Source organism: Pseudomonas pichavaramensis, assembly GCF_050473265.1.
Classification (GTDB): Bacteria; Pseudomonadota; Gammaproteobacteria; order Pseudomonadales; family Pseudomonadaceae; genus Aquipseudomonas.
This window is the reverse complement of record NZ_JBJKFJ010000008.1, coordinates 63858-85797: the sequence shown is the minus strand read 5'-3', so window position 1 is coordinate 85797 and position 21940 is coordinate 63858. Positions and strand designations below refer to the sequence as shown.

Below are 21940 nucleotides of genomic sequence, written 5' to 3'. Positions count from 1 at the left end.
TTGAGCGAGATACAGCGTCAGACGTTGTATGCCGATATAAGGTTTCATGCACGCCATGGGTCGCGCAACTCGATGAATTGCTTGATAGCTGTACGACGCCCATATACTGTATAAAAAAACAGTATAGATATCGCGTGCCATGCAACTGATCGAGAAGCTCACCATCCTCGCCGACGCCGCCAAGTACGACGCCTCCTGTGCCAGTAGCGGCGCACCGAAGCGAAGCTCCAGGGGCAAGGACGGTATTGGCTCGACCAACGGCATGGGCATCTGCCACAGCTACACACCGGACGGTCGTTGCGTCGCGTTGCTGAAAATACTGCTGACCAATTTCTGCCTGTACGACTGCCAATACTGCATCAACCGCCGTTCCAGCGATGTGCCACGTGCGCGCTTCACCCCCGAGGAAGTGGTCACCCTGACCCTCGACTTCTACAAGCGTAACTGCATCAGCGGGCTGTTCCTCAGCTCCGGCATCATCCGCTCGGCCGACTACACCATGGAGCAGTTGATCCGCGTTGCCAGACTGCTGCGCGAGGAACATCAGTTCCGCGGCTACATCCATCTGAAGACCATTCCCGACGCCGCGCCGGAACTGATCGCCGAGGCCGGCCTGTATGCCGATCGTCTCAGCGTCAACATCGAGCTGCCCACCGAAACCAGCCTGATCAAGCTGGCACCGGAGAAGAACGTCGGCAGCATCCACCAGGCCATGCAGCACATTCACCTGGGCGAGCGCGAGGCCAGGGAAGAACAGCGTGCGCCGCGCTTCGCTCCGGCCGGGCAGAGCACGCAGATGATCGTCGGTGCAGACGCCACCGACGACAACACCATCCTGCACAACGCCCAGACCCTGTATCACGACTACCGCCTGCGTCGCGTCTATTACTCGGCCTTCAGCCCGATTCCGCAGAGCCCGAAGAGCGTGCCCTTCGAAGCACCACCGCTGCTGCGCGAGCACCGTCTGTATCAGGCGGATTTTCTCATGCGCGGCTACGGTTTCAGCGCCACGGAATTGCTCGCAGGCCCCGGCAACCTGGCGTTGGATATCGACCCCAAACTCGCCTGGGCGCTGGCCAATCGCGAGCAATTCCCCGTCGACCTCAACCGCGCCGATGAAGCGCTGATCGCCCGCGTCCCGGGTATCGGCGTACTCAGCGCCAGGCGCCTGGGCGCGCTACGGCGTGAGCGACGCATTCGCTTCGAAGACCTGACCCGTCTGCGCTGCGTGTTGGAAAAAGCCAAGCCGTTCATCGTCACCCAGGATTACCGACCACCCCGTGCCGAGCATGAGTCCGTGGTCCTGCGCCAGCAACTGCGCGATACCCCGGCGCAAATGGCGTTGTGGTGATGCATAGCCTGCGCTTCGACGGCACCTTCACCACTTGGCGCCAGGCCGCGCGGCGCGCCCTGCTGCAAGGGCTGGCGCCGCATCAGCTGCAATGGCTGGACGAAGAGGCCGCGCCCAGCCTGTTCGATCAGGTAGCCGAGCGCGCAGAGGAGCCCAGCGGCCGCCTGCGCGTGTCACCCGAATTGCTGGAGCTGCTGGAGAGCGCCGCGCAGTATCGCGGCGGGGAGCGCTGGAGTCTGCTCTACCGCGTGCTCTGGCGCTTCGTACAGGGCGAGCGCAGTGCCGTACTGGCCGGCGACCACGACGGCAGCGAACTGCACCGGCGTCTGAAGGCCGTGCGCCGCGAAGCCCACCACCTGCATGCCTTCGTGCGCTTTCAGCCATGCAACACGCCGGGCGCGCCTGACTTCGTCGCCTGGTTCGAACCCGCGCACGACATTCTCGCCTCGGCCAGTAGCCATTTCGCCGAACGTCTTGGCAAACACAGCTGGTTGATCGCCACACCGCGCGACGGTGTGTTCTGGGATGGCCAGCGCCTGCAGCATGAGCGCAACTGCCCGGCGCAGTGGCGAGTGTGGGCGCAGCAACCTGACGACGATGGCCAGGCATTGTGGCGCGCCTATTACGGCAGCACCTTCAACCCGGCACGACTCAACCGCACGGCGATGCAGCAGCACCTGCCGCAACGGTTCTGGAAGCACCTGCCGGAAGGGCCACTGATTCCTCAGTTGATGAGCGAAGCACGCGCCGGTGCCCAGCGCGATGGTCAGGCCCTGGTGCTGGCCGGCAGAAAGGGCAAACGCATTGCCCAGATGAACGAAGGGGACGCTATGCGTCCCCCGTCAGGCGTCAGCGGAAACGACGCCCCGGATCTTCCTCGCTGACCTCCAGCTCCAGCCCCTTGGACATGCTGGTGAGGTGGTCGCCATCGGTCTCCGAGCCGAGCTTGATCATCAGGCGCAGGTCGTTCGCCGAGTCGGCGTAGAGCAGCGCATCTTCGTAGGTGATCTCACCCTGGGTGTAGAGGTTGTACAGCGCCTGGTCGAAGGTCTGCATACCCTGCTCGGTGGAACGCTTCATCAGGCCCTTGAGCTCGTGCACCTCGCCCTTGCGGATCAGGTCGGCGGCCAACGGGGTGTTGATCAGCACCTCGATCACCGCACGGCGTCCCTTGCCATCCGGTGTCGGCACCAGTTGCTGGGCGACGATGGCCTTGAGGTTGAGCGAGAGGTCCATCCACACCTGGTTCTGCCGGTCCGCCGGGAAGAAGTTGATGATACGGTCCAGCGCCTGGTTGGCGTTGTTGGCGTGCAGGGTCGCTAGGCACAGGTGACCGGTTTCGGCGAAGGCTACGGCGTGGTCCATGGTCTCGCGGGTACGGACCTCACCGATGAGGATCACATCCGGCGCCTGGCGCAGGGTGTTCTTCAGCGCCACCTCGAAGGACTCGGTATCGATGCCCACTTCGCGCTGGGTGACGATGCAGTTCTGGTGCTGGTGGATGTATTCGATCGGATCTTCGATGGAGATGATGTGGCCGCTGCTGTTCTTGTTGCGGTAGCCGATCATCGCCGCCAGCGAAGTGGATTTACCCGTACCGGTGGCACCGACGAACAGCACCAGACCGCGCTTGGTCAGCGCCAGCTTCTTGAGGATTTCCGGCAGTTTGAGATCGTCGATGGTGGGGATGTTGGTCTCGATACGACGCAGCACCATGCCCACGAGGTTGCGCTGATAAAAGGCACTGACGCGGAAACGCCCGATACCGCGGGCGCTGATGGCGAAGTTGCACTCGTGGTTCTCGGCAAAATCGCGGCGCTGCGCTTCGTTCATCACACCGAGCACCGTCTCGCGGGTCTGCTCGGGCGACATGGCGTTCTTGGTCACCGGCATGATCTTGCCATTGACCTTCATCGACGGCGGCACGCCGGCCGTGATGAACAGATCGGAACCACCTTTTTCGACCATCAGGCGCAGCAGTTTTTCGAATTCCATCGTCGCTCTCGCACATCCACACGCACTGTTCGGCATTCAGCGGCGCCTGCGGGCGTGTTCCGCATGCGCCGGCCGAACGGTTTAGAAGTTTTCCGGGCTCTTGGCCTTTTCCCGCGCACTGTCGCGGCTGACCAACCCCTTGGACACCAGGGTCTTGAGGCAGGCATCGAGGGTCTGCATGCCCAGCGCGCCGCCGGTCTGGATCGCCGAATACATCTGCGCCACCTTGTCCTCGCGGATCAGGTTACGGATGGCCGGCGTACCGATCATGATTTCGTGGGCAGCCACACGACCGCCGCCGATCTTCTTCAGCAGCGTTTGCGAGATTACCGCCTGCAGCGATTCGGAGAGCATCGAGCGAACCATGGACTTCTCTTCGGCCGGGAACACGTCGACCACCCGGTCGATGGTCTTGGCCGCGGAGGTGGTGTGCAAGGTGCCGAATACCAGGTGACCGGTTTCCGCGGCAGTCAGCGCCAGGCGGATGGTTTCCAAGTCACGCATCTCACCGACCAGAATGATGTCCGGGTCTTCCCGCAGTGCCGAACGCAGGGCTTCGGAGAAGCCATGGGTGTCACGGTGCACCTCACGCTGGTTGACCAGGCACTTCTTCGACTCGTGGACGAATTCGATCGGGTCTTCGATGGTGAGAATGTGGTGATACTTGTTGCTGTTGAGGTAGTCGAGCATCGCCGCCAGGGTGGTCGACTTGCCCGAGCCGGTAGGACCGGTGACCAGCACCAGGCCACGAGGCACGTCGGTGATCTTGCGGAACACCTCGCCCATGCCCAGGTCTTCCATGGTCAACACCTTGGACGGAATGGTACGGAACACCGCACCGGCGCCACGGTTCTGATTGAAAGCATTGACCCGGAAACGCGCCACGCCGGGCACTTCGAAGGAGAAGTCGGTCTCCAGAAACTCTTCGAAGTCCTTGCGCTGCTTGTCGTTCATGATGTCGTAGATCAGCGCGTGCACCTGCTTGTGATCCAACGGCGGCAGGTTGATGCGGCGAACGTCACCGTCAACGCGGATCATCGGCGGCAAGCCGGCCGAGAGGTGCAAATCCGACGCGCCTTGCTTGGCGCTGAAGGCGAGCAGCTCAGTGATATCCATGGGACTCCCCAATTACAAGCAAGCAGGTAGAATGCCGCGAACGCTTAACGAGCGGGCTTTATATAGAGCGCAGGTAATGTCCACGATAGCAGAGAATATTGCAAAGGTCGGAACGCGCATCCGTGAGGCGGCGCAAGCCTCGCAGCGCAATTTGCAGGATATCGGCCTGCTGGCCGTGAGCAAGACCAAGCCCGCGAGCGCGATTCGCCAAGCACATGCAGCCGGCATGCATGATTTCGGCGAGAACTACCTGCAGGAAGCGCTGGAAAAACAGGCCGAACTGGGCGATCTGCCCTTGATCTGGCACTTCATCGGCCCCATTCAGTCGAACAAGACCCGGCCTATCGCCGAGCATTTCGACTGGGTACATTCGGTGGACCGCCTGAAAATCGCCCAACGCCTTTCCGATCAACGCCCCGAGCACCTGCCGGCATTGAACATCTGCCTGCAGGTCAACGTCAGTGGCGAGGACAGCAAATCCGGCTGCAACCCCGACGAACTGGTGCAGTTGGCCAAGGCCGTAGCCGCCCTGCCCCATCTGAAATTGCGTGGCCTGATGGCAATTCCCGAACCCACCGACGACGTCGCCGCGCAACACGCCGCCTTCGCTCGCTTGCGCCAGCTGCGTGACGACCTAGGGCTGAACCTCGATACCCTTTCCATGGGCATGAGCCATGACCTGGAGGCCGCCATCGCCGAAGGCGCCACCTGGGTCCGCATCGGCACCGCCCTGTTCGGCGCCCGCGACTATGGTCAGCCCTCTCACTGAATGAAGGATTTTGTGCAATGAGCAACCCGATCATCGCCTTCGTCGGCGCCGGCAACATGGCCGCCAGTTTGATTGGCGGCCTGCGCGCCCAGGGCGTGGCCGCCGATGCCATACGCGCCAGCGAGCCAGGCACGGAACAGCGTGCGCGCCTGCAGCAGGAGCACGGTATCGCCACCTTCGGCAACAACGCCGAAGCCATCACGGGCGCCGACCTGATCGTCCTGGCGGTCAAGCCACAGATCATGAAGGCCGTCTGCCTGGATCTGGCGCCACACCTCGCGCCCAACCAGGTGATCATCTCCATCGCCGCCGGCATCAGCTGCGCCAGCCTGGAGAACTGGCTGGGCGAGCGTCCGGTCGTACGCTGCATGCCCAACACCCCGGCGCTGCTGCGCCAGGGCGTATCCGGGCTGTTCGCCAATCCACGTGTAAACAGCGAGCAGAAAGCGCAAGCCGAACAGGTACTGAGCGCTGTCGGCCTGGCCCTGTGGCTGGAGCAGGAAGCGCAGCTCGATGCGGTGACTGCCGTCTCCGGCAGTGGCCCGGCCTATTTCTTCCTGCTGATCGAAGCCATGACCGCGGCCGGCGAAAAACTCGGTCTGCCGCGCGAGACTGCAGCGCAGCTGAGCATCCAGACCGCGCTGGGCGCCGCGCGCATGGCCAGCGAGAACGATGTCGATGCCGCCGAGCTGCGTCGTCGCGTCACCTCGCCGAACGGCACCACCGAAGCAGCGATCAACACCTTCCAGGCCGGCGGTTTCGAAGCGCTGGTACAACAGGCGCTGAATGCCGCCGCCAATCGTTCAGCCGAGCTGGCTGAACAGCTGGGCCAATAAGGAGACAGCATGTCCGGACTTATCGAAGCGCTGATCTACATCATCCAGACCCTCGGCAGCCTTTACCTGCTGATCGTGCTGCTGCGTTTCATCCTGCAGCTGGTGCGCGCCGACTTCTACAACCCGCTGAGCCAGTTCGTGGTCAAGGCGACCCAGCCGCTGCTGACCCCTCTGCGGCGGATCATTCCCGGCTTCTCCGGGCTGGACCTGGCCTCGCTGGTCCTCGCCATTCTGGTGCAACTGGTGCTGATGGTCGTCACCCTGACGCTGATGGGCTACAACGTCGGCGGCTTTATCCTGCAACTGCTGGTGTGGTCGGTCATCGGCGTGACCTCGCTGTTTCTCAAGGTGTTCTTCTTCGCCCTGATCATCAGTGTGATTCTCTCCTGGGTCGCCCCGGGCAGCTACAACCCGGGCGCGCAGCTGGTCAACCAGATCTGCGAGCCGCTGCTCGCTCCGTTCCGCAAACTGTTGCCGAATCTGGGCGGCCTGGATATCTCGCCGATCTTCGCCTTCATCGCGATCAACCTTGCAGACCGCTTCATCATCGGCGGCCTGGCGGCGTACACCGGCCTGCCGCCCATGCTCAGCCCGTTCCTCTGAGGCAGTGAGCTATTTCCGCTGGGACGGCGAGGATCTGATCCTCGACTGTCACCTGCAGCCCAAGGCGAGCAAGGACGAGTTCGCCGGGCTGCATGGTGAGCGGCTGAAGATCCGCCTGACCGCTCCACCAGTCGAAGGCAAAGCCAATGCCCATCTACAGGCATTTCTGGCCAAGGCCTTTGGGGTTGCCAAGAGCCAGGTGACGCTGGAAAGCGGCGAACTCAACCGCCAGAAACGCCTGCGTATCCGCGCGCCACAATCCTTGCCGCCGCTTCCCGGGCTGCAGCGCGCCTGAGCACGACCGCTCAGCGGCCATAGCCGACCATAAGGCGGGAGTGCGCAGGCGGCTAATTGACGCCAGCCTTGCACCTCGCATAATGCAGATTATTCTTGCGATTGCCGTGCGTCCTGGCGGCGAACCGACGCGATCCGTGAAGAAGACGGTACGCGAACAGTCAATTCCCCCCTTGAACCCGCAAGCAACAGCGCTTGCCGACAGGAGAGCCAGGATGAGCATGGAACGTCTCAGCCAACAGGTCGATGCCTACGTCGCCTGGAAACGCGAGCTGATGCGTGAGATCACGCGCTATCGCAGCTGGCTGGAACATAACCGGCTCAACTCCGACGCTGTTCAGGCCAAGCTCGAACGCGCCCTCAAGATCCTGCGTACCGACCACATCACGCTGGCCTTCGTCGGTGAGTTCTCGCGCGGCAAGACCGAACTGATCAACAGCCTGTTCTTCTCCGAGTACGGCCAGCGCATGCTGCCCTCGCATGCCGGGCGCACCACCATGTGCCCCACCGAGCTGTTTTTCGACCCGCGCTCGGAACGCCCCTACATCCGTCTGCTGCCGATCGAAACGCGCACGGCATCCGCCAGCGTGGCGCAGTTCAAACGTATTCCCCGGCACTGGGTGAACATCCCGCTGGATGTCAGTGACCCGGCCAACATGGCCCTGGCCTTCGGCCAGGTGGCCAAGACCAAGCCGATGCCCGTGGAGCAGGCGATCCAGCTCGGCTTTCACCCCGACATGCTCGAGGGCACCGGTAAGCGCGGCCAGGTGCTGGTGCCCGCCTGGCGCCATGCCATGGTCAACTTCGACCACCCACTGCTGCGCCAGGGCCTGCGCATTCTCGACACCCCTGGCCTCAACGCGCTGGGTAGCGAGCCAGAACTGACCCTGTCGATGCTGCCCAACGCGCAGGCGATCATCTTCCTGCTGGCTGCCGATACCGGCGTCACAGCCAGCGACATGAGCATCTGGCAGCAACATATCCGCCAGCTCGACGAAGACACTCAGACCTGCCTGTTCGCCGTGCTGAACAAGATAGACGTACTGTGGGACGATCTGGCCGGCGAAGCCTTCGTGCAGAACGCCATCGAGCAGATCCAGAGCGCGACCGCCAAGCAACTGGGCATCACCAAGCAGGACGTGCTGCCGCTCTCGGCCAAGCAGGCCCTGCTGGCCAAGGTGCGCAAGGATGAAGAGCTGCTGGCACGCAGCCAGATGGCGCATCTGGAGACCCTGCTGTGCGAGCGTATCGTCGCGCAGAAGGAACGCCTGATCGAAGACCACGTGGTGCGTCAGGTCCTGGCGCTGCTGAACAACAGCCAGCACGTGCTCAACCTGCGCCTGGAGAAGGTCAGCGAACAGTTGGCCCTGCTCGGCAACCATCAGCAGGACAACGGCCAACTGCTGTTCGAGCTGACCGCCAAGACCAAGGAAGACCATACCCAGCATCACAAGCGCCTGCTTGGCCTGAAGACCAACCAGCGTCTGCTCAACCGTCAGGGCCAGTTGCTGCGCCACGCCGCCCGTAGCGAACGCCTGGATGAACACCTGGCTGCAGTGCGTCGTAACCTGACCGGCAGCTGGACGACCCTGGGTATCAACCAGGCCATCCTGCACTTCTTCCGCAGCGTGGAGCAGGACCTGCACAACCTGCAGCACGAAGCCGACATGGCCAACAAGATGGTTGCCGCCATCTACCGCCGGCATAACGAAGATAATCCGCTGAACGGTATCGATGCCCCACAGTTCAAGATTCAGCGCTATCTGCGCGAGCTGAAGAAACTGCAGGACAAGGGCGACCAGTTCCGCCTGCACCTGAAAACCCTGCTCACCGAACAGCGCAGCCTGACCCGACGCTTCTTCGCCACCTTGGCGCAGGAAGTGATAGGCCTGCACCAGCGCCTGCGCCGCGACGCCGAGCAGTGGGCAGCCGACGCCTTGATGCCGTTGATGCAGCACACGCTGGAACACAAACAGATGCTGGAAACCCACATGCTGCGCCTCAAGGCGCTGGCCCAGGAGACCCAGCAGACACGCAAGCGCAGCCAGCAACTGGCACGCTATCAGGAAGAACTGCAGCAACAGTTGGCGCAGGCCGCCGACATGCTCCGTGTCCTGCGCCGCCCTGCTCCTGTGCAGCGTCAGGGCAAGGTGGTCAGCCTGCCAACTGCGGCGCGCCTGCACGGCCTGGGCGAATGACCCAGTGGATGCCCGGCAGCCTGCCGGGTGTCCTTCTCCCCAGAAGCTCTGGCTTTCATCTCGCTGAACGAAAATCTGCTGCTACCGACCCGCGGTTAGACAGGCATCCTCTCCCCGGCTTAAGGTGCCCGACGATATCCCGCCGCGCGGCACCAGGCGCGCGGCCAGACAGCCGATAGGAGAGCGCAACATGAAAGCCATGACCCTCAGCAAACCCGGCGGCTTCGGGCAGATCACCCTCAGCGAGATCGCCGACCCCGGCCAGCCGGGAGCGGGCGAGATTCGCGTGGCGATCAAGGCCAGCTCGCTGAATTATCACGACCTGCTGGTGGCCAGCGGCGCGGCCCCGACCGAGGCCGATCGTATTCTCATGTCCGATGGGGCCGGCGTGGTCGAGGCCGTCGGTGCCGGTGTCAGTGAGTTTGCCGTGGGCGACTCGGTGGTATCGGTGTTCTTCCCCAACTGGCAGGCCGGTCTGCCGTTCGCCGGTGTCGGCCACTTCGGCCACACCCCGGGTGACGGCGTGCAGGGCATGGCCGCCGAAGTAGTGGTGCGCCCGGCCAGTGCCTTCACCAAGGCGCCGCAAGGCTGGAGCCATGCCGAAAGCGCGACCATCACCACCGCCGCATTGACGGCCTGGCGCGCCCTGGTGGTCGACGGCCAGCTCAAGCCCGGCGCCACGGTGCTGACCCTGGGCACCGGCGGCGTGTCGATTGCCGCGCTGCAACTGGCCAAGGCCACGGGCGCCAAGGTCATCGTCACCTCCTCCTCGGACGACAAGCTGGAGCGGGTCAAGGCACTCGGCGCCGACCACGTGATCAACTACAAGACCACGCCGAACTGGGCCGAGCAGGTGCTGGCCCTGACCGCCGGCGAAGGCGTCGATCACGTGGTCGAGCTGGGCGGCCCGGGCACTCTGGCGCAGTCCATCGAAGCGGTGAAGGTCGGTGGTCATATCGCCCTGATCGGCGTGCTCACCGGCCTGCAGGGCGACGTGCCGACCGCCACCCTGATGCGCAAACAAGCACGCCTGCAGGGCCTGATCGTCGCCAGCCGCAGCGATCAGCAGCAGTTCGTCGCGGCGCTGGAGCAAACCGGAATCCGCCCGGTAATCGACCGCACCTTCGCCTTCAGCGAACTGGCCGCCGCCTTCGAGCATCAAAAAAACGGCCAGCACTTCGGCAAGATCTGCCTGCAGTGGTAAATCGCCACGCCTGAGGGCCGCCGCGCCCTGGCCACGCCGCCCGTATGCTTGCTGCTGCGGGCGGTGCTCTTTAGACTTGGCGCCCTATTCCGAGTCATTAGCGGCGCCTTCATGCCCACTGCCTTTCCCCAAGATTCCGTCGGCCTAGTCAGTCCCCAGGTCTTCAAATTCAGCGAGCCGCTGGCCCTGGCCTGTGGCCGCAGCCTGAGCGAGTACGAACTGGTCGTCGAGACCTACGGCGAGCCCAACGCCCAGCGCAGCAATGCCGTGCTCATCTGCCACGCCCTGTCCGGCCATCACCATGCCGCCGGCTACCACAGCCCCGACGACCGCAAGCCGGGCTGGTGGGACAGCTGCATCGGCCCCGGTAAGCCGATCGACACCAACAAATTCTTCGTCGTCAGCCTCAACAACCTCGGGGGCTGCAATGGCTCCACCGGCCCCGGCAGCGCCAACCCGGCCACCGGCAAGCCCTATGGTGCCGACTTCCCGGTGATGACTGTAGAGGATTGGGTACACAGTCAGGCTCGCCTGGCCGACCAGCTCGGTATCGAGCAATGGGCGGCGGTGGTCGGTGGCAGCCTCGGCGGCATGCAGGCCATGCAGTGGACCATCAGCTACCCCGAGCGCGTGCGCCACTGCCTGGCCATCGCCTCGGCGCCCAAGCTGTCGGCGCAGAACATCGCCTTCAACGAAGTGGCGCGCCAGGCCATCCTCACTGACCCGGAGTTCCATGGTGGCCACTTCCAGGAACAGGGCGTGATCCCCAAGCGCGGCCTGATGCTGGCACGCATGGTCGGCCACATCACCTACCTGTCCGATGACGCCATGGGCGAGAAATTCGGCCGCGGCCTGAAGAGCGAGAAGCTCAACTACGACTTCCACAGCGTGGAATTCCAGGTCGAGAGCTACCTTCGCTACCAGGGCGAGGAGTTCTCCGGGCGTTTCGATGCCAACACCTACCTGCTGATGACCAAGGCGCTGGACTACTTCGACCCGGCCGCTGCCAATGATGGCGACCTAGCCAAGACGCTGGCCGTGGCCAAGGCCGACTTCTGCCTGATGTCCTTCACCACCGACTGGCGCTTCTCCCCCGCCCGCTCGCGGGAGATCGTCGATGCCCTGACGGCGGCGAAGAAGAACGTCTGCTACCTGGAAATCGATGCCCCGCAAGGCCACGATGCCTTCCTCATGCCGATCCCACGCTACCTGCAGGCATTCGGCAGCTACATGAAACGGATCGAGGTATGAGCATGCGAGCGGATCTGGACATCATCCAGGAGTGGATCGCCCCAGGCAGTCGTGTACTCGACCTGGGCTGTGGCGATGGCGAGTTGCTGGCCTGGCTGCGCGACAACAAGCAGGTGGCCGGCTACGGTCTGGAGATCGACCCGGACAAGATTGCCCTGTGCATCGAGCGCGGCGTCAACGTCATCGAACAGAACCTCGACCTGGGCCTGGGCAACTTCGCCAGCGACAGCTTCGACGTGGTGGTCATGACCCAGTCGCTGCAAGCCCTGCACTACCCGGACAAAGTGCTGGCCGAGATGCTGCGCGTCGGCAAGACCTGCATCATTACCTTCCCCAACTTCGGCCATTGGCGCTGCCGCTGGTACCTGACGACAAAAGGTCGCATGCCGGTTTCGGACTTCTTGCCCTACACCTGGTACAACACGCCGAACATCCACTTCTGCACCTTCGAGGACTTCGAGCGCCTGTGCCATGCTCAAGGTGCCCGCGTGGAGGAACGTCTGGCGGTGGATCGCGACCACCGTCACGGCCTGGCAAGCCGCATCTGGCCCAACCTGCTGGGCGAGATCGGCATCTACCGCATCAGCGGTGCGGATCTTCCCGCCCACCGCGTCGCGGTCTGAACGAGGAGAACATCATGCGCCGCATCATCCCCTTCCTGATCGCCCTGTGCCTGGCCCTGCCAGCCGCCGCCGAACGCAAGCAGAGCTTCGGCGATCTCGACGTGCATTACAGCGTGTTCAACTCCAGCTTTCTGCAGCCGGACATCGCCGCAGCCACCGGGCTCACACGCAGCAAGACCCAAGGCGTGGTCAACGTCGCCGTGCTCAAGGCCGGCAAGGCCAGCACCGCGCAGGTCAGCGGTAAGGTGAAGAACCTGCTGGGCCAGGACACTGCGCTGACCTTCCGCCAGATCACCGAGAGCGGCGCCATCTATTACGTGGCGCAATTCCCCGTCAGCAACCGCGAAGTGATGACCTTCACCCTCGACGTACGCCAGGGTGACGAGTCGCACCGCATCACCTTCAACCAAGAAATCTTCCCGGACGAATGATGCCCTTCACCGAACTGGTACTGGCCAGCCACAACGCCGGCAAACTCAAAGAACTGCAAGCCATGCTCGGCGATGCCGTGCGCGTGCGCTCGATCAGCGAGTTCAGCCAGGTAGAGCCGGAAGAGACCGGCCTGTCGTTCGTCGAGAACGCCATCCTCAAGGCGCGTAACGCGGCGCGGATTTCCGGCCTGCCGGCACTGGCCGACGACTCCGGCCTGGCCGTGGACGCCCTCGGCGGCGCGCCGGGCATCTACTCCGCGCGCTATGCCGACGGCCTGGGTGATGCGGCGAACAACGCCAAACTGCTCGCTGCCCTGAAAGACGTGCCGGACGCCGAGCGTGGCGCGCAGTTCGTCTGCGCCCTGGCCCTGGTGCGGCACGCCGACGACCCGCTGCCGATCCTCTGCGAAGGCCTGTGGCACGGCAGCATCCTGCACGAGGCACGTGGTGAACACGGCTTCGGCTACGACCCGCTGTTCTGGGTGCCGGAAACCAGCTGCTCCAGCGCCGAACTGCCAGCCGAGCAGAAGAACCGATTGAGCCACCGTGCCCGCGCCATGGCCCTGCTCAAGCAGCGTCTGGGGCTGGCATGAGCGACAACGCTGGCGGGGGCTTCCTGCTCCCGCCCCTCGCGCTCTACATCCACATTCCGTGGTGCGTGCGCAAATGCCCCTATTGCGACTTCAACTCCCACGCCGCCGGGCCGACCCTGCCGGAAGAGGAGTACGTCGACGCCCTGCTCGCTGACCTTGATCTCGATCTGCAGCACGCCCACGGTCGGCCGCTGACCTCGATCTTCTTCGGTGGCGGCACGCCCAGCCTGTTCTCCGACCGCGCCCTGGGCCGCCTGCTGGAAGGCGTCGAGCGCCGCGTGGCATTCGCGCCAGACATCGAGATCACCCTGGAGGCCAACCCCGGCACCTTCGAACAGGCCAAGTTCAAGGCCTATCGCAACCTTGGCATCAATCGTCTGTCGATTGGCGTACAGAGTTTCCAGGAGGCCAAGCTCAAGGCGCTGGGCCGTATCCACAATGGCGACGAGGCGATCCGCGCCGCCGACATGGCGCGCGCCGCCGGCTTCGACAACTTCAACCTCGACCTGATGCACGGCCTGCCCGAGCAGAGCATCGAGGACGCCCTGTTCGACCTGCGCACCGCGATTGCCCAGGCCCCGACACACCTGTCCTGGTACCAGCTGACCATGGAGCCGAACACGGTGTTCTGGAGCCAGCCGCCGCAGCTTCCCGAAGACGATCTGCTGTGGGACATCCAGGAGGCCGGCCAAGCCCTGCTCGCCGCCGAAGGTTACGCGCAGTACGAAGTGTCGGCCTACGCCCAGCCGGGCAAGCAGGCGCGGCACAACCTCAACTACTGGACCTTCGGTGATTTTCTCGGCATCGGCGCTGGTGCGCACGCCAAGCTCAGCACGCCGGCTGGACGCATCCTGCGCACCTGGAAAACCCGCCTGCCCAAGGACTATCTCGACCCGGCCAAGGCCTACCAGGCTGGCGAGCGTCTGCTCGAGGCAGACGAACTGCCGTTCGAGTTCCTGATGAACGTGCTGCGCCTGACCGAGGGCGCAGCGGCCGAGCTGTTCAGCCAACGCACCGGCCTGCCGCTGCAACAGCTGGAGCAGGCACGCCGCGAAGCCGAACGCCTGGGCTTGCTGCAGGCCGACGACACGCGCCTGGTCGCCACGGCCAAAGGCCAGTTGTTTCTCAACGACCTGCTGCAGCTGTTCCTCGCCTAGATCACCCACTGAGCCCGCGCAATCCGGTAGGCTTGTGCGCTTCGCTCGTGCAGCCGCTGGCTGTGCTGCACCGACCGTTACCAAGGAGCCTGCATGGATCTGCTACTGGACCTGATCGTCACCCTGTCTCGCTGGAGTCGCAGCCACCTCAGCGATATATCCCTGGCCATCATGGCTACCCTGCTGGTGCTGTTCGGCCCGGTTATCAATGCCTGGGTCCAGCGCACCATCGGCAATCTCAACTTCGTGCTGCGCACCCTGCTGTTCGTGATCTTCTGCGCGGTCGGCTATGGCCTAGCGATCATCTTCCTCACGCCCTGGCTGACCAAGGGCCTGACCTATTTCAACAACTTCACCCTGGCACCCGTGCTGATTCTGATCTTCGTGGTGATCGGCATCCTCGCCGACCGCAACTAGCGCAATGCGCAGGCGGCGAAGTCGTCACAGCACGAACTTCGCCACTTCGTCACCGATCTGTCGGCCCAGTCCCTGCAGCTTGCCTGCAGCGACCGAAGCAGCATGACTGCTGTCCGACATTTCATCGCCCATGGCACGAATGTTCTCGGTGTTACGGTTCACTTCGATGGTCACCGAAGCCTGTTCTTCCGCAGCCGAGGCGATCTGCGCCGCCATGTCATTGATCGCGCCTACGGCGTCGGTTACGCGCTGTAGCAGCTCACTCGCTGCCTGAGCATCGGAGACACTCTGCGCGGCCTTGTCGCCGGCACTTTCCATCACCCCCACCGCTTTCTGCGTGGTGCTCTGCAGCATGTTGATCATCGACGCAATTTCCTGGGTCGACTCATGGGTACGCCGCGACAACACACGCACCTCATCGGCCACCACTGCGAACCCCCGACCGTGCTCACCGGCGCGAGCCGCCTCGATCGCCGCATTGAGCGCCAGCAGGTTGGTCTGATCCGCGATGCTGGCGATGGTCGACAGGATCGAACTGATCTCCTGGGAATGCCGCTGCAGCTCGTTGATGATGCGCCCGGCGCCGGCCACCTCGTCCGACAGCTGGGAAATGGACGACTGGCTGCGCTCGACCTGATGCCGGCCCTCGACGCTGAGATTCACCGAATCCAGGGCCTGGTTCGATGCAACCTCGGCATTCTGCGAAATCTCCTGCGTAGCGGCAGCCATCTCGGTCACCGCAGTGGCCACCAGATGCAGCTCGGACTGGTGTTGCTGCACGCGATCGTTCTGCCGCCCGGCTTCCTCGGCAGCCCGCCCGGATTCGCCCGACAACGCCACGGAGACATCGCGCATCCGGCTGATGATGCCGTGCAACTGGTCGATGAAACGATTGAAACTGCCTGACAGCTGGCCGATCTCGTCGTTGGAGTTCACCGGCAGGCGCCGGGTCAGATCGCCATTGCCCGCGGCGATGGCATTGAGGTTCGTGCGGATCTGCTCAAGATCACGAAACAGCACGCGACTGAGCAAGGTCAGCACGCCGATGGCCAACAGCAGCATGATGCTGCCAATCGCCAGCTGCACCAGCAGTTGATGACGGATCGGCGCCAGCACGGTGGCCTTGTCCATGACCATGACCAGCGTCCAGCGCGTATTGGGAATGTCGACGGCATACAACAGGCTCTGCGCCCCGCCGATATCGGCTTCACGCAAGCGCCGCTGCTGCACCAGCGATTGCAGTTGATCGGCACTCAGGCTGGGCGAGAAATCAGCGGCGAGCTTGGTCCGCCACTCGGCATCGGGGTGGGCGATCAACTGACCGCTGCGGTCGATCAGCAGCCCGTAGCCGTCCCCCGGAATACTCAACTTGCCGATCGTATCGGTCAGCGCATCGAGAGTCAGGTTGGCACCGACCACACCGATCAATGCACCGTTGCGCTGCGCCGGGTAGGCGATGGTGACCACGTACTTGCCGTCGGTCAGCGACACATAGGGATCGCTGATGAACAGCCCGCTGCTCTTCTCTGCGCCCTGATACCAGCTGCGCTGCCGGGGATCGTAGTTCTGCAGGATGACCGTCGGATCGTTCTGCAGCATGCGCCCATCCGTGGTGCCCAGATAGGTGATGTTGAATGCGAAGCTGGCCCAGGTCTGCTGCAAGAGTATGTGCGGCTCGATCTGCGGATGCTGTACCAGGCTGTCGGAGGTGCTTTTCACCGCCGTGATGCGGTCATTCATCCAGTTGCCGAGGTTGACCGACAAGGACTGCGCGAAGCCATCGATATCGCTGCGCAACGTGCCATTGACCGTTTTCCCCAGCGAACTGACGCTTTGCCAGATCAGGGCAATGCTTACCAGCGACATCAAGATGGCTGCGGTCAGAATGATCTTGCGGCGCAACGGCCAGTCTTTGATGCTCATGCTCTCTACTCCGTTACTGGCGTACGGCGAAGCAGAGGCCGTAGCGCGGGCGGCCACGAACCGGGCCTACCCAGGCAAAGGCGACCAATGACGCAGAGAAATGAAGGCCGCAGGCAATCTTTCCGGGCAGAAGCACGCCAGCCAGAGAGGCCGCGACTGCCTGACAGCAGAAATGAAAAGGCCGCCCGGAAGGCGGCCATCATGCTCGGCTGTGCGATCAGTTGCCTTCGCGGCGTAGCGCCTGCGGCGTGAAGTCACGCGGGCTCAGCTTGGCGTTGAAGTCGTACATCGGCTCGTTGTTATCCAGCCCATCGGCGAAGTAGCGGCCGCCCTTGAGGTCGTAGATGGTCTCCAGGGTCGAACCGAACATCGGCACGTCGTAGTAGCTGATCGGGTGGGCTTCCTGCAGGCCGATCAGCTCACCGCTGCGGTCGTACAGGTCAACGGCAAGAATCTGCCAGCTGTCCTCATCCAGATAGAAACGACGCTTACCGTAGGGGTGACTGAAGCCCTTGCGCAGCTCGGCCTCCACCACCCAGACCCGGTGCAGCTCATAACGCAGCAGCTCCGGATTGACGTGCTTGGCCTGCAGGATATCGCCGTAGCCAATGCCACGCTGATGCACGGCGTAGCTGTTATAGGGCATCAACATCTCGCGCTTGCCCAGCAGCTGCCATTCATAACGATCCGGCGCCCCGTTGTAGGAGTCCACCTGGTCGGCGGTTGCCATGCCGTTGGTGTCCGGCTGCAGGGTGTCATAGGCGAGCATCGGCAGGCGACGCACACGGCGCTCACCGCGGTTGAAGCGCCAGGCCTTGCGAATGGCCAAGACCTGATCGAGGGTTTCCTGCACCACCAGCGCCGAGCCGGCCAGTTTGGCTGGGGCCACCACCTTGTACTTGTAATAGAACAGGGTGTTGTCGAGATCCTGCGGAGTTACGCCATCACGCCCGTAGAGGAAGTAGATCTCACGCTCGAGCTTGAGCAGGTTGTAACTGCCGTTGGCAAGCACCGCCGCCTGGTTGGTAACCATGCTGATCTGGTCGCCACGGTAGCGCATGATGTGGTTCCAGATGGCTTCCTGGCCATTTTGCGGCAACGGGAAAGGTACGCCAGACGCTGCACCCTGCACACCATTGCCACCGGAGATCAGTTCGGCGTTGAGCGCGTTGAAGCGCGTGGCATCGTAGATCCGTTGCGGCGCCGCAGCGCTGCGGCGGGTGGGGAACACTCGCAGGTAGAAGCTGGGGTTCTGCTGCAGCAGCGTCTGCAAACCAACTGGCAGCAGCTGCTCATATTGCGCCAGGTTCTGGCTGTCGACGCGGTATAACAGCTGGTCGCCAGCATAGGGATCAGGATGGTGCATACCCGCCTGGTAACCCGCAGGCGGACTCGCCAGGCCACCGCTCCAGGCTGGAATGGTGCCGCTGGCATTGCCCGCGCGCTCGCCACCCAGCGGGGTCAGATCCTGCCCCAGACGCGCGGCCTGGTTGCTGTCGACCTTGGCCTGCACCTGAAACGTCAGGGCAGTCAGCAGAAGAAAGGAAACCGATCTCAACACAATGCTCTCCTTGCGACACCATTACAGCGGCATCGCCAATACGTGCACGCCCTGCAGGCGTGCTTATCGTTGTTGTGTTTTGCGGTGAGGTGCCATCCTGGCCGTCGGTTTATCCGATCTAATCGTGCATCCTGCCGGTTCTGATCCAATGCATCCTATGCACAGGAACAGGGAAGTATCACTCCTGGCGCTGGAACTTGAGGTCCCACACACCGTGCCCGAGGCGTTCGCCACGGCGCTCGAACTTGGTTACCGGACGCTCCTCGGGACGCGGCACGTAGGTGCCGTCGGCGGCCAGATTGCGGTAACCCGGTGCAGCATTCATCACTTCGAGCATGTGCTCGGCGTAGTTCTCCCAATCGGTTGCCATGTGCAGCACGCCACCGATCTTCAGCTTGCTGCGCACCAGCTCGGCGAAAGCCGGCTGAACGATGCGGCGCTTGTGATGACGGGCCTTGTGCCAAGGGTCCGGGAAGAACAGCAAGACGCGATCCAGGCTGGCATCGGCCACACAGGTCTTGAGCACCTCGATAGCGTCGCAGCTGTATACCCGCAGATTGCTCAGGTTCTGCGTCATGGCGCCATTGAGCAGGGCGCCGACACCCGGCTTGTGCACCTCGACACCGATAAAGTCATGCTCCGGCGCGGCTGCAGCCATTTCCAGGGTGGAGTGGCCCATACCGAAACCGATCTCGAAGGTACGCGGCGCACTGCGGCCGAACACCTGATCGAAGTCGCGCAAGCCGTCTTCCAACTCCAGGCCAAACAGCGGCCAGCCCTTGTCGAGGCCGCGCTGCTGGCCCTCGGTCATGCGTCCGGCACGCATCACGAAGCTCTTGATCGCGCGGCGCTGGCGACCGTCTTCGGTCAGTTCGGGCTGTTGGGTATCGGTCATGCTGTGCTCTTTGAGTGGGTGCTTAACAACTGGCGGCCGGCGTCCTGCACGTCTGAGGTAAACGCCGCAGGGCCGACGCGCAGCCAATCGCTCTTACTTGATCAGACCATCCAGCGGCGACGAGGCGCTGGCATAGAGTTTCTTCGGCATACGCCCGGCAAGATAGGCCAGACGACCGGCTTCGACCGCGTGCTGCATGGCACGCGCCATGAGAATCGGGTCCTGCGCGTGAGCGATGGCGCTGTTGAGCAGCACCGCCTCGCAGCCCAGTTCCATGGCGATGGCCGCATCGGACGCGGTGCCCACGCCAGCATCGACCAGCACCGGCACCTTGGCTTCTTCGAGGATAATGCGCAGGTTGTACGGGTTGCAGATGCCCAGACCCGAGCCGATCAGACCAGCCAGCGGCATCACCGCGATGCAGCCGATCTCGGCCAGCTGGCGGGCAATGATCGGGTCATCGCTGGTGTACACCATCACGTCGAAACCGTCCTTGACCAGCACTTCGGCGGCCTTGATGGTCTCGATGACGTTGGGGAACAGGGTCTTCTGGTCAGCCAGCACTTCCAGCTTCACCAGATTGTGGCCATCGAGCAGCTCACGGGCCAGACGGCAGGTGCGCACGGCCTCGACCGCATCAAAGCAGCCGGCTGTGTTAGGCAGAATGGTGTACTTGTCAGGGCTGATCACGTCGAGCAGGTTCGGCTCATCGGGATTCTGACCAATGTTGGTACGGCGCACCGCCACGGTAACGATCTCGGCGCCGGAGGCAGCGATGGCATCGCGGGTTTCGTCCATATCCTTGTACTTGCCGGTGCCGACCAACAGACGCGACTGGTAGGTACGACCGGCCAACACGAAGGGCTTGTCGTTGCGAACTTGGCTCATGGGAAACTCCTCAAGGGGATCAACCGCCACCGATGGCGTGCACCACTTCGACCTGATCGCCCTCGGCGAGCAGGGTGCTGTCGTGTTGGCTGCGTGGAACGATGTCCAGGTTGAGCTCGACCGCCACACGACGGCCGGTCAGATCGAGGCGAACCAACAGGTCGGCGACGCTCTGATTTTCCGGCAGTTCGAAGGGTTCACCATTCAACTGAATGCGCATGACGGCTCGGTCATAACTAGAAAGAGGGCCGGCATTCTAGCCCGTTAACTGGCCACTACCAAGGCTAAATGGCGCCATTGGTCCTCATTTCTGACGCCAGGGTCAGGTCAGTTTCCAGGCGGCCAACCCCAGACACAGCCAGCCAACCAGGAAGGCGAGCCCGCCGAACGGAGTAATGATCCCCAGCTTGCCGACGCCACTCAGGGTAAGCAGATAAAGGCTGCCGGAGAACAGCAGGATACCCAGGGCAAAGGCGCCGCCCGCCAGGTTCACCAGTCGTCCGGGCGCATGCAGCGCCAGCAGGCCGACGCCGAACAGCGCCAGCGCATGGATCAACTGGTAATGCGTCCCCGTCTGGAAAACCGCCAGATAATCGGGTGTCAGTTTGTGCTTAAGACCATGCGCAGCGAAGGCGCCCAGGGCGACACCGGTAAAACCGGCAAAAGCGGATAACAGCAGCCAGAGACGGGCCATGAAAACTCCTGATGAGATCAAGGTGCACGCAGTTTAACCATTGAGCCCAAGAGCGAAACGGTTGTTATTGTCACACCTGCGCTCAATCCTGCGCGGTCGCGAGAATGCCCTGAGCACTTTCTGGTGCCTGCCGTCCCTGGCGGCAACCCTTCGGGCAGTCGCAGAGCGACGTCAAAAATCGCTCCAGGCGATTTTTTGCTACCTGCCATCCCTGGCGGCAACCCTCCGGGCCGTCGCAAGCGACGTCAAAAATCGCTCCAGGCGATTTTTTGTTTTAATAGCGGCTGATTCCATAACTGCGAACACTCATGCTCCGAGCACTGACCCGCCGCCTGCTGAAACTGCTGCTCTGGCTGATCCTGGCCAGCGTGCTGTTGGTGCTCGCCCTGCGCTGGGTGCCGCCGCCCGGCACGGCGCTGATGATCGAACGCAAGATCGAGTCCTGGGGCAGCGAGCAGCCCCTCGAACTGAAGCGCCAGTGGCGTCCCTGGAACGAGCTGCCGGACAACCTGAAGATGGCGGTGATCGCCGCGGAAGACCAGAAGTTCGCCAACCACTGGGGCTTCGACCTTGGTGCCATCCAGGCCGCCCTGCAGCACAACCAGAATGGTGGCTCGCTGCGCGGCGCCAGCACGCTGAGTCAGCAGGTGGCGAAGAACCTGTTCCTCTGGTCCGGCCGTAGCTGGCTGCGCAAGGGCCTGGAAGCCTGGTTTACCGCGCTGATCGAGCTGCTCTGGTCGAAGGAGCGCATTCTCGAGGTGTACCTCAACAGCGTGGAATGGGGGGACGGCATCTTCGGCGCCGAGGCCGCCGCTCAGCACCATTTCGGCGTCGGTGCACCCTATCTGAATCGCCAGCAGGCCAGCCAGTTGGCTGCAGTGCTGCCCAATCCGCTACGCTGGAGCGCCGGCCGCCCGGACGCATATGTGGCCCGCCGTGCTGCCTGGATTCGCCAGCAGATGAACCAGCTGGGGGGCGGTCACTATCTCAACCAGCTCAAGCCGGACTATCCGCACTGGTGGCCGCGCTGGCTGTAGAAACGCTGCTGTAGTCGATGCGCGCGGCGCACCCTACGGGCGTGCAGGCGAGCGATGTAGGGTGCGCCGTGCGCACCGAAAGTGACGCAGCCGGATCGAACAGG

At 63.2% G+C, this 21940-nt stretch carries 23 protein-coding genes and 1 pseudogene; 15 read left to right on the top strand and 9 right to left on the bottom strand.

What is annotated here, in order from left to right; translation table 11 throughout:
* Positions 1 to 139 precede the first annotated feature (139 nt).
* Entirely contained in the window at positions 140 to 1351 is a 1212-nt protein-coding gene (locus tag ACJRW5_RS14620) for a putative DNA modification/repair radical SAM protein (protein WP_484571231.1), read from the top strand.
* The gene (locus tag ACJRW5_RS14615) at positions 1351 to 2235 is read left to right on the top strand and encodes a TIGR03915 family putative DNA repair protein (RefSeq protein WP_484571230.1); all 885 of its coding nucleotides are present in this window, start codon (positions 1351 to 1353) and stop codon (positions 2233 to 2235) included. Before ACJRW5_RS14620 ends, ACJRW5_RS14615 begins: the two co-directional genes overlap by 1 nt.
* On the opposite strand, the gene ACJRW5_RS14610 is transcribed toward ACJRW5_RS14615, so the two are convergent.
* Positions 2201 to 3346: a PilT/PilU family type 4a pilus ATPase gene (locus ACJRW5_RS14610; protein WP_484571229.1), complete on the bottom strand. Its 1146-nt coding sequence runs from the start codon at positions 3344 to 3346 to the stop codon at positions 2201 to 2203. The genes ACJRW5_RS14615 and ACJRW5_RS14610 overlap by 35 nt on opposite strands.
* Positions 3347 to 3427: 81 nt before the next feature.
* On the bottom strand, positions 3428 to 4462 hold the full coding sequence (gene pilT, locus ACJRW5_RS14605; RefSeq protein ID WP_003463935.1) for a type IV pilus twitching motility protein PilT: 1035 nt from the start codon (positions 4460 to 4462) through the stop codon (positions 3428 to 3430).
* A 76-nt stretch (positions 4463 to 4538) separates the two neighbouring features.
* On the opposite strand from pilT, the gene ACJRW5_RS14600 reads away from it, so the two are divergent.
* The 12 genes from ACJRW5_RS14600 to ACJRW5_RS14545 all read left to right on the top strand — a co-directional run bounded on the left by ACJRW5_RS14600 (position 4539) and on the right by ACJRW5_RS14545 (position 14838).
* Positions 4539 to 5231 carry a YggS family pyridoxal phosphate-dependent enzyme gene (locus ACJRW5_RS14600; protein WP_484571228.1) on the top strand — a complete coding sequence of 231 codons (693 nt, stop codon included), beginning with the start codon at positions 4539 to 4541 and terminating at the stop codon, positions 5229 to 5231.
* A gap of 17 nt (positions 5232 to 5248) precedes the next feature.
* Entirely contained in the window at positions 5249 to 6067 is an 819-nt protein-coding gene (gene proC / locus ACJRW5_RS14595; RefSeq protein WP_484571227.1) for a pyrroline-5-carboxylate reductase, read from the top strand.
* A 9-nt stretch (positions 6068 to 6076) separates the two neighbouring features.
* Positions 6077 to 6670 carry a YggT family protein gene (locus tag ACJRW5_RS14590; RefSeq protein WP_484571226.1) on the top strand — a complete coding sequence of 198 codons (594 nt, stop codon included), beginning with the start codon at positions 6077 to 6079 and terminating at the stop codon, positions 6668 to 6670.
* Positions 6671 to 6674: 4 nt separating this feature from the next.
* Positions 6675 to 6965 (top strand): DUF167 domain-containing protein, encoded by a 291-nt coding sequence (locus tag ACJRW5_RS14585; RefSeq protein ID WP_484571225.1) that lies wholly within the window; start codon positions 6675 to 6677, stop codon positions 6963 to 6965.
* Between the two features lie 214 nt (positions 6966 to 7179).
* Positions 7180 to 9162 (top strand): dynamin family protein, encoded by a 1983-nt coding sequence (locus ACJRW5_RS14580; protein WP_484571224.1) that lies wholly within the window; start codon positions 7180 to 7182, stop codon positions 9160 to 9162.
* 190 nt (positions 9163 to 9352) lie between these two features.
* The gene (locus tag ACJRW5_RS14575; protein WP_484571223.1) at positions 9353 to 10366 is read left to right on the top strand and encodes a zinc-dependent alcohol dehydrogenase family protein; all 1014 of its coding nucleotides are present in this window, start codon (positions 9353 to 9355) and stop codon (positions 10364 to 10366) included.
* Positions 10367 to 10477: 111 nt separating this feature from the next.
* On the top strand, positions 10478 to 11617 hold the full coding sequence (gene metX / locus ACJRW5_RS14570) for a homoserine O-succinyltransferase MetX (protein WP_484571222.1): 1140 nt from the start codon (positions 10478 to 10480) through the stop codon (positions 11615 to 11617).
* A gap of 2 nt (positions 11618 to 11619) precedes the next feature.
* Complete coding sequence (gene metW / locus ACJRW5_RS14565) at positions 11620 to 12240, top strand: methionine biosynthesis protein MetW (RefSeq protein ID WP_484571387.1); 621 nt, start codon at positions 11620 to 11622, stop codon at positions 12238 to 12240.
* Positions 12241 to 12254: 14 nt separating this feature from the next.
* Positions 12255 to 12671: a DUF4426 domain-containing protein gene (locus tag ACJRW5_RS14560; RefSeq protein WP_484571221.1), complete on the top strand. Its 417-nt coding sequence runs from the start codon at positions 12255 to 12257 to the stop codon at positions 12669 to 12671.
* Complete coding sequence (rdgB, locus tag ACJRW5_RS14555) at positions 12668 to 13264, top strand: RdgB/HAM1 family non-canonical purine NTP pyrophosphatase (protein ID WP_484571220.1); 597 nt, start codon at positions 12668 to 12670, stop codon at positions 13262 to 13264. The genes ACJRW5_RS14560 and rdgB overlap by 4 nt, the downstream gene beginning before the upstream one ends.
* Positions 13261 to 14421 (top strand): radical SAM family heme chaperone HemW, encoded by a 1161-nt coding sequence (gene hemW, locus ACJRW5_RS14550; protein WP_484571219.1) that lies wholly within the window; start codon positions 13261 to 13263, stop codon positions 14419 to 14421. The genes rdgB and hemW overlap by 4 nt, the downstream gene beginning before the upstream one ends.
* 93 nt (positions 14422 to 14514) lie before the next feature.
* Positions 14515 to 14838: a DUF3392 domain-containing protein gene (locus ACJRW5_RS14545; protein WP_484571218.1), complete on the top strand. Its 324-nt coding sequence runs from the start codon at positions 14515 to 14517 to the stop codon at positions 14836 to 14838.
* Between the two features lie 24 nt (positions 14839 to 14862).
* On the opposite strand, the gene ACJRW5_RS14540 is transcribed toward ACJRW5_RS14545, so the two are convergent.
* The 7 genes and pseudogenes from ACJRW5_RS14540 to ACJRW5_RS14510 all read right to left on the bottom strand — a co-directional run bounded on the left by ACJRW5_RS14540 (position 14863) and on the right by ACJRW5_RS14510 (position 20799).
* Positions 14863 to 15693 carry a methyl-accepting chemotaxis protein gene (locus ACJRW5_RS14540; protein WP_484571386.1) on the bottom strand — a complete coding sequence of 277 codons (831 nt, stop codon included), beginning with the start codon at positions 15691 to 15693 and terminating at the stop codon, positions 14863 to 14865.
* A 27-nt stretch (positions 15694 to 15720) separates the two neighbouring features.
* Positions 15721 to 16578: pseudogene (locus ACJRW5_RS14535) on the bottom strand (cache domain-containing protein); the annotation flags it as partial.
* 400 nt (positions 16579 to 16978) lie between these two features.
* Positions 16979 to 18322, bottom strand: coding sequence for a DUF1329 domain-containing protein (locus ACJRW5_RS14530; protein ID WP_484571217.1), 1344 nt, complete (start codon positions 18320 to 18322; stop codon positions 16979 to 16981).
* A gap of 178 nt (positions 18323 to 18500) precedes the next feature.
* Positions 18501 to 19217 carry a tRNA (guanosine(46)-N7)-methyltransferase TrmB gene (gene trmB / locus ACJRW5_RS14525; RefSeq protein ID WP_484571216.1) on the bottom strand — a complete coding sequence of 239 codons (717 nt, stop codon included), beginning with the start codon at positions 19215 to 19217 and terminating at the stop codon, positions 18501 to 18503.
* Positions 19218 to 19310: 93 nt separating this feature from the next.
* Positions 19311 to 20105 carry a thiazole synthase gene (locus tag ACJRW5_RS14520; RefSeq protein WP_484571215.1) on the bottom strand — a complete coding sequence of 265 codons (795 nt, stop codon included), beginning with the start codon at positions 20103 to 20105 and terminating at the stop codon, positions 19311 to 19313.
* A gap of 19 nt (positions 20106 to 20124) precedes the next feature.
* Positions 20125 to 20325 carry a sulfur carrier protein ThiS gene (thiS, locus tag ACJRW5_RS14515; RefSeq protein WP_484571214.1) on the bottom strand — a complete coding sequence of 67 codons (201 nt, stop codon included), beginning with the start codon at positions 20323 to 20325 and terminating at the stop codon, positions 20125 to 20127.
* Between the two features lie 102 nt (positions 20326 to 20427).
* Positions 20428 to 20799 carry a DUF423 domain-containing protein gene (locus tag ACJRW5_RS14510; RefSeq protein ID WP_484571213.1) on the bottom strand — a complete coding sequence of 124 codons (372 nt, stop codon included), beginning with the start codon at positions 20797 to 20799 and terminating at the stop codon, positions 20428 to 20430.
* Positions 20800 to 21107: 308 nt separating this feature from the next.
* Here ACJRW5_RS14510 and mtgA point away from each other — a divergent pair, with 308 nt between their 5' ends.
* Entirely contained in the window at positions 21108 to 21836 is a 729-nt protein-coding gene (gene mtgA / locus ACJRW5_RS14505) for a monofunctional biosynthetic peptidoglycan transglycosylase (RefSeq protein WP_484571212.1), read from the top strand.
* Positions 21837 to 21940: the final 104 nt, after the last annotated feature.

Excerpts from the sequence above, each read along its gene's own strand:
- ACJRW5_RS14620 (WP_484571231.1), top strand. The coding sequence starts at position 140 with ATGCAACTGATCGAGAAGCTCACCATCCTCGCCGACGCCGCCAAGTAC.
- ACJRW5_RS14615 (WP_484571230.1), top strand. The coding sequence starts at position 1,351 with ATGCATAGCCTGCGCTTCGACGGCACCTTCACCACTTGGCGCCAGGCC.
- ACJRW5_RS14610 (WP_484571229.1), bottom strand. The coding sequence starts at position 3,346 with ATGGAATTCGAAAAACTGCTGCGCCTGATGGTCGAAAAAGGTGGTTCC.
- pilT (WP_003463935.1), bottom strand. The coding sequence starts at position 4,462 with ATGGATATCACTGAGCTGCTCGCCTTCAGCGCCAAGCAAGGCGCGTCG.
- ACJRW5_RS14600 (WP_484571228.1), top strand. The coding sequence starts at position 4,539 with ATGTCCACGATAGCAGAGAATATTGCAAAGGTCGGAACGCGCATCCGT.
- proC (WP_484571227.1), top strand. The coding sequence starts at position 5,249 with ATGAGCAACCCGATCATCGCCTTCGTCGGCGCCGGCAACATGGCCGCC.
- ACJRW5_RS14590 (WP_484571226.1), top strand. The coding sequence starts at position 6,077 with ATGTCCGGACTTATCGAAGCGCTGATCTACATCATCCAGACCCTCGGC.
- ACJRW5_RS14580 (WP_484571224.1), top strand. The coding sequence starts at position 7,180 with ATGAGCATGGAACGTCTCAGCCAACAGGTCGATGCCTACGTCGCCTGG.
- ACJRW5_RS14575 (WP_484571223.1), top strand. The coding sequence starts at position 9,353 with ATGAAAGCCATGACCCTCAGCAAACCCGGCGGCTTCGGGCAGATCACC.
- metX (WP_484571222.1), top strand. The coding sequence starts at position 10,478 with ATGCCCACTGCCTTTCCCCAAGATTCCGTCGGCCTAGTCAGTCCCCAG.
- metW (WP_484571387.1), top strand. The coding sequence starts at position 11,620 with ATGCGAGCGGATCTGGACATCATCCAGGAGTGGATCGCCCCAGGCAGT.
- ACJRW5_RS14560 (WP_484571221.1), top strand. The coding sequence starts at position 12,255 with ATGCGCCGCATCATCCCCTTCCTGATCGCCCTGTGCCTGGCCCTGCCA.
- rdgB (WP_484571220.1), top strand. The coding sequence starts at position 12,668 with ATGATGCCCTTCACCGAACTGGTACTGGCCAGCCACAACGCCGGCAAA.
- hemW (WP_484571219.1), top strand. The coding sequence starts at position 13,261 with ATGAGCGACAACGCTGGCGGGGGCTTCCTGCTCCCGCCCCTCGCGCTC.
- ACJRW5_RS14545 (WP_484571218.1), top strand. The coding sequence starts at position 14,515 with ATGGATCTGCTACTGGACCTGATCGTCACCCTGTCTCGCTGGAGTCGC.
- ACJRW5_RS14540 (WP_484571386.1), bottom strand. The coding sequence starts at position 15,693 with ATGCGCGATGTCTCCGTGGCGTTGTCGGGCGAATCCGGGCGGGCTGCC.
- trmB (WP_484571216.1), bottom strand. The coding sequence starts at position 19,217 with ATGACCGATACCCAACAGCCCGAACTGACCGAAGACGGTCGCCAGCGC.
- ACJRW5_RS14520 (WP_484571215.1), bottom strand. The coding sequence starts at position 20,105 with ATGAGCCAAGTTCGCAACGACAAGCCCTTCGTGTTGGCCGGTCGTACC.
- thiS (WP_484571214.1), bottom strand. The coding sequence starts at position 20,325 with ATGCGCATTCAGTTGAATGGTGAACCCTTCGAACTGCCGGAAAATCAG.
- ACJRW5_RS14510 (WP_484571213.1), bottom strand. The coding sequence starts at position 20,799 with ATGGCCCGTCTCTGGCTGCTGTTATCCGCTTTTGCCGGTTTTACCGGT.
- mtgA (WP_484571212.1), top strand. The coding sequence starts at position 21,108 with ATGCTCCGAGCACTGACCCGCCGCCTGCTGAAACTGCTGCTCTGGCTG.